The following is a 2,813-nucleotide window of genomic DNA, read 5'->3' on the forward strand; positions in this document are numbered from 1 at the left end:
AAAGGGGCTGTGAAATAATAAGCTCATAAAAAAGAGAAGTAATAGTTGTGAATAACCAATTACTTCTCTTTTTTCATGGTAAAATATTACCATGAACAATCAAACCAATTCTTATCTTACTCTAAATCAGGGCGTTTTGCCAATGTTTATTTCAGAATGCTTGGATATATGCGACCCGGTCTTTACGTTTGACGAACTCATAGGAGGTTTAGATCTTGATAAGTACCTGAGAAATGTGCCAGAACACAAGCTTGGCAGAATCGGGTATAATCCAGTCAGAATGCTAAAGACCGTGCTTTTCGGTTTCATGGATGAGGGTTACATCTCACTCAGAAATCTTGAGGCCAATTGCAAAGTTAATGTCCGCTACATGTATCTGATGGACAGAGCAACACCGTCTTACAGAACCTTTAGCTACTTTATAAACGATGTATTGACAGATACAGTTGAAGAACTATTCAAGGATATCAACCATGTGATTTTCAAAGCTCACAATGTCGATTTGAATCATCTCTATATCGACGGTTCAAAGTTTGAAGCCAATGCCAATAAATATACCTGGGTATGGAAGAAAGCAACTGAGAAATCAAGATATCGTATCTTCGAAAAAATCACCATCCTTCTGAATGAAATTAATGCAGACCTAAAGTGGAGCGGCCTAAAAATTGAAACAAATACTGAATACGTTCCGGAGGGGGTAAAAGAAATCACGAAACGTTTTTCGGAAACATGGAAAATAGATACAGATACCTTTGTTTCTGGAAGAGGCCATAGAAAGACTGTACAGCAACGCCAGTATGAAAAGCTTGTAGAATACACTTCCAAGCTTGAAGAGTATATTCAAAAAATCGCCATTTGCGGAGATAACCGAAACAGTTATTCAAAGACTGATCCTTCGGCAACTTTTATGAGAATCAAGAAAGATTATATGGGCAATGACCAGCTCCTTCCTGCTTATAATGTCCAGGTTGGTGTGGCTGATGAATATATAGCCGTTGTAGATGTAAACCAGTACAGGTCAGATATGGATTGCTTCATTCCACTAATGATGAAGTTTTATGAAACTTATGGTTTTTTTCCAAAGTATCCTGTTGCCGATGCCGGGTATGGTTCTTTCAATAATTACATCTTCTGCGAACTAAACGGCATGGAAAAGTACATGAAATTTCCTATGTACAGAAAAGAAACCAAGGATCAGAAATATCATGATGACCCATTTCGTGCAGTAAATTTTGAAATTGGTGAAGATGGACAAATGCGGTGCCCAAACGGCAAAACGTTTAAATTCCTATATCGCAAACCAGTCAGAGGGAATCAGTACGGTCGTCAGGAAGAAGTATATCAATGTGAAGACTGCAGTGGGTGTCCATACGCCTCAAGATGTAAAAAGACTGATAATAACAGGACAGTGCGAATAAATGATGAACTTACATCCATGCACAAGGAAGTTATAGATAACCTTGAGAGTATCCATGGCGCACTGCTTAGGATGAATCGTTCCATTCAGGCAGAGGGAACATTTGGAATAATAAAAAACGATAGATGGTATAAACGGATAGTCCGAAAAGGCATCAATTCTGTAAAACTTGAAGTTTTTCTTGTTTCTATTGGGCACAACCTCTATAAATATCACAATATAAAGATGAGACTCCAAGAAGCAGCATGATAGAATACAGCTGTTAATCTTGGGGTAAGGGGAGTTATACTCTCTCAAAAAAAGATTGCACTCAATGTAGTTCGAAAAAGAGCTGTAAAAAAATGATTTCTCATTTTTTCACAGCCCCTTTAATTGGATAAAAGCGGAGACGGCGGGATTCGAACCCGCGTGCCCCGGAGGACAAACGCATTTCGAGTGCGCCTCATTACGACCACTTTGATACGTCTCCATGCGCTTCGGACGATGCTCTGAAGCGTTTTTTATTATACTTTTTTAATGAACTGTAGTCAACCGGATTACTTGGCAGTATGGACTGTATTAATGTATAATTACTAGTAGTGTGCATTTACAAATTTGAATATTCAAAGGAGGCCTTTTTCACATGATGAGAATTGGTATGTTGACCAGCGGTGGTGACTGTCAGGCTTTGAATGCAGCAATGCGCGGCGTTGTTAAGTGTATTGCGCACAGCGGCGAGGAAGTTGAGTTCTACGGATTTAAGAACGGCTATAAAGGACTTATTTATGGCGATTTCCGTATGCTTACATCCCACGATTTTTCGGGAATCCTGACTAAAGGCGGAACTATTCTGGGCAGCTCCAGAACGCCTTTTAAGACGATCAGAGAACCTGATGAGAACGGACTTGATAAGGTAGAGGCTATGAAGCAGAATTACTACAAGCTTCAGTTAGACTGCCTTGTAGTTCTCGGAGGAAACGGCTCACAGAAGACCGCTAACCTCCTTTCAGAAGAGGGACTTAATGTAGTATCTCTTCCGAAGACAATTGATAATGACCTTTGGGGCACGGATATGACCTTTGGTTTCCAGAGTGCCGTTGACGTTGCGACTAATGTTATCGATAATATCCATACAACAGCTGACTCCCATGGCCGTGTATTCATCATCGAAGTTATGGGACATAAGGTTGGATGGCTTACTCTGAACGCGGGCCTTGCCGGCGGTGCAGACGTTATCCTCATCCCTGAGATTCCTTATGACATCGGCAAGATCTGTGAAGCCATCGAGGCAAGAGATGCAAGAGGCAGCAGATTTACCATCATCGCTGTTGCAGAGGGCGCTATCTCCAAGAAGGACGCCAAGCTCTCCAAGAAGGAATACAAAGAGAAGATGGCTAACTACAAGTATCCTTCAGTA

The 2,813-nt window shown here is 40.8% G+C and carries 2 protein-coding genes and 1 tRNA gene; 2 read left to right on the forward strand and 1 reads right to left on the reverse strand.

The features are described from left to right. Positions 1-91: 91 nt before the first annotated feature. A complete protein-coding gene (locus J6O61_RS02710) occupies positions 92-1,666 on the forward strand; it encodes an IS1182 family transposase (protein WP_292209284.1) in 1,575 nt (524 codons plus the stop codon). Between the two features lie 134 nt (positions 1,667-1,800). On the opposite strand, the gene J6O61_RS02715 is transcribed toward J6O61_RS02710, so the two are convergent. Beyond that, a tRNA-Ser gene (locus J6O61_RS02715) sits at positions 1,801-1,886 on the reverse strand. 153 nt (positions 1,887-2,039) lie between these two features. Between J6O61_RS02715 and J6O61_RS02720 the strand changes: the two genes are divergently transcribed. Next, on the forward strand, positions 2,040-2,813 hold a 774-nt coding region (locus tag J6O61_RS02720), incomplete at its 3' end, for a 6-phosphofructokinase (RefSeq protein WP_292209286.1).

Source organism: Butyrivibrio sp., assembly GCF_017635265.1.
Classification (GTDB): domain Bacteria; phylum Bacillota; class Clostridia; order Lachnospirales; family Lachnospiraceae; genus Butyrivibrio.

Excerpts from the sequence above, each read along its gene's own strand:
- J6O61_RS02710 (WP_292209284.1), top strand. The coding sequence starts at position 92 with ATGAACAATCAAACCAATTCTTATCTTACTCTAAATCAGGGCGTTTTG.